Annotated in this window: 3 protein-coding genes; 1 reads left to right on the top strand and 2 read right to left on the bottom strand. The window is 73.8% G+C overall.

The window, feature by feature from the left end; all coding sequences use genetic code 11:
- The coding region (locus ACWDS7_RS47900) for a Uma2 family endonuclease (RefSeq protein WP_451934737.1) at nucleotides 1-470 on the top strand (470 nt) is incomplete at its 5' end.
- Nucleotides 471-479: 9 nt separating this feature from the next.
- On the opposite strand, the gene ACWDS7_RS47895 is transcribed toward ACWDS7_RS47900, so the two are convergent.
- Both ACWDS7_RS47895 and ACWDS7_RS47890 read right to left on the bottom strand, forming a co-directional pair.
- Nucleotides 480-2,183: a hydantoinase B/oxoprolinase family protein gene (locus ACWDS7_RS47895; protein ID WP_451934736.1), complete on the bottom strand. Its 1,704-nt coding sequence runs from the start codon at nucleotides 2,181-2,183 to the stop codon at nucleotides 480-482.
- Nucleotides 2,180-2,420 (bottom strand): hypothetical protein (locus tag ACWDS7_RS47890; protein WP_451934735.1); only part of this gene is annotated, 241 nt, incomplete at its 5' end. The genes ACWDS7_RS47895 and ACWDS7_RS47890, both read right to left, overlap by 4 nt.

The raw sequence follows: 2,420 nt of genomic DNA, 5'->3' as shown, positions 1-2,420 counted from the left end.
TGCGGTTCATCTCCGACCAGATCCTCACCCAGCGGTTCCGCTCCTCGGGTGGCGCCGTCCTGTACGAGGTGTCGGAGCCGATCTTCAACACCCGCCAGCCGCTCTCCCGGATCAACCTGCGTGTCGACAAGGGCGACCTCCTCATCCCGGATGTCGCCGTCGTGCCGAGCGGGCTGGTCGACGACACCGAGGCGGCCTTCTCCCCGCAGGACGTGCTGCTCGCCGTCGAGGTGGTGAGCCCGCACACGCGCAGGCGCGACCGGGCCATGAAGCCCAGCGCCTACGCCGACGCCCGCATCCCGTTCTACTGGCGGGTGGAGCCCTCCGAAGGGCCGACGATCTACATCCACGAGCTCGACGGAGACGGCTACCGGCTCGTCCAGAAGTGCGGCGCGGGGCGGGTCGCCACCGTCACCGGTCCCTTCGGGGCGAGCCTCGACCCCGCCGCGCTCCTGCGCCCGCGCGGCTGACCGGGGCCGTCACCGCGCCCGCCGGAGCGAGCCGTCCTCCGCGACCGTGGCGCCGTAGTCGGTGAGCGCGCCCAGCGCGGTGATCCGGCCCGCCCTGAGGTCGGCCTCGATCTCGCCGAGCGGGCGGTCGTACGGCGAGCCGAGGCCCCCGCCTCCCGTCGTCTCGATCACGAACGCCTCCCCGGCGGTGAACAGGGCGTTGTTCACCTTGGAGCCGAGGCGTTCGAGCGAGCCGTCCGGGCGCCGCCGGTAGAAGCCGCCGACCCGCCCCGGCAGGCCGCCCGAGCGGCCGGGTGGGGGGTTGCGCAGCCGGTCGCCCCGGGTGGTGACGTGGGCGTCGGCCAGGAAACGGATCACCGTCCGGGAGCCCAGCCCGCCGCGGTGGCGGCCGGGCCCGCCCGAGTCGGGGACGGTCTCCACCGACTCCACGACCAGCGGGCAGCGGGTCTCGACCGGCTCGGCCTGGGGGACCGAGTTGCGGCCGATGCCGAAGTGGACGCCCGTCGCGTCCGGGCCGTCCTTGCCCTGACGGGCCCCCACCCCGCCGAAGTCGTAGGACAGATGGATCCAGTACGGCGCCCGCACGGCCGCGATGGAGAAGGGCTGCAGGATCCCGCTCGCCGCGATCGCCCGCTCCGGCACCGCCTCCGACAGCGCCTGGAAGATCGCCTCCATCGCCGCGTAGATGGGCACGAACCGGCCGCCGCAGGGGTAGGGGGAGCAGGCGTTCAGCAGCGAGCCCGGCGGCAGCCGCACCTCGATCGCCCGCAGGCAGCCGTCGTTCATCGCGATGGCCGGGTCCAGGAAGCACCGCACCGCGAACACCGCCGCGGCCAGCGACTGCGAGGCCGAGGAGTTGATCGCCGCGGGGACCTGCGGGCCGGTGCCCGCGAAGTCCAGCACGGCCCCCGCGCCGGGCTCCAGGGTGACCGCGACCCGGACGGTGTGCGGGACACCGGTGTCGATGCCGTCGTCGTCGATCAGGTAGGCGGCCTCGTAGCGGCCCGCGGGGAGCGTGGCCAGGGCCGCGCGGGTCCTCGCCTCGGTGTGGTCCAGGTAGTCGTCGATCCCCCGCGCGAGCCCGGCCGGGCCGTACTCGGCGACCAGCGCCTCCATCCTGGCGGCGGCGACCGCGGTGCCCGCGATGAGGGCCCGCACGTCGCCCATGACCTTGTCCGGGGTCCGGCTGTTGGCCCGCAGGATCGCCTCGACGGTGGGCTCGACGCCCCGCGCGGTGGCCAGCCTGACGGGGGGCAGCTGCAGGCCCTCCAGGAAGACGTCGGTGGCCAGCGGCGCCATGCCGCCCGCCGACAGGCCGCCGAGATCCGAGACGTGGATCATCGTGGCGGTGAAGTAGGCGGGGACGCCCTCGACGAAGACCGGCCGGTAGACGAGCAGGTCGTTGGTGTGCACGCCGCCCCGGTAGGCGTCGTTGAGCACGAACACCTCGCCGGGGCGCATGGTCCCGGCGGGGATGTCCGCCAGCAGCTCCGGCAGCGCGACCTTCAACGCCATGCTGTTCATGAGCGTGGTGGCCATCGACTGCGCGACCAGGCGCCCGCCGGCGTCGAGGATCGCCGCCGACGCGTCCGACCCCTCCACGATGAACGTGGAGTAGGCCGAGCGCACCACCACGATGCCGGCCTCCTCGGCGGCCACCACCAGCGCGTTCCGCAGCACCTCGGCGGTGAGCGCGTCCGGGGCGCCGCTCATCGGCCCGTCCTGGTGAGGATCACGGCCATGGCCTCGGCGAGCCGGGCCGTCCATCCCGGCGGGATCACGATCGTCGACTCGGCGTCCTCGACGATCGCCGGTCCGGAGACCTCCTCCAGGCGGGCCCGGGTGAACACCGGCACCTCCACGTATCCGTCCGTCTCGGGGAAGTAGGCCGGCCTGGCCACGGTGACCTGCTCGCAGAGGACATCTTCTGCCTGGACGATGGTCCACGGA

The organism is Streptosporangium sp. NPDC003464 (genome assembly GCF_053588315.1).
The sequence above is the reverse complement of the archived record's forward strand: the minus strand, read 5'-3'. Positions and strand labels throughout refer to the sequence as shown.

What these genes read in the sequence shown, in the direction of transcription:
- ACWDS7_RS47895 (WP_451934736.1), bottom strand. Translation starts at nt 2,183, where the DNA reads ATGAGCGGCGCCCCGGACGCGCTCACCGCCGAGGTGCTGCGGAACGCG.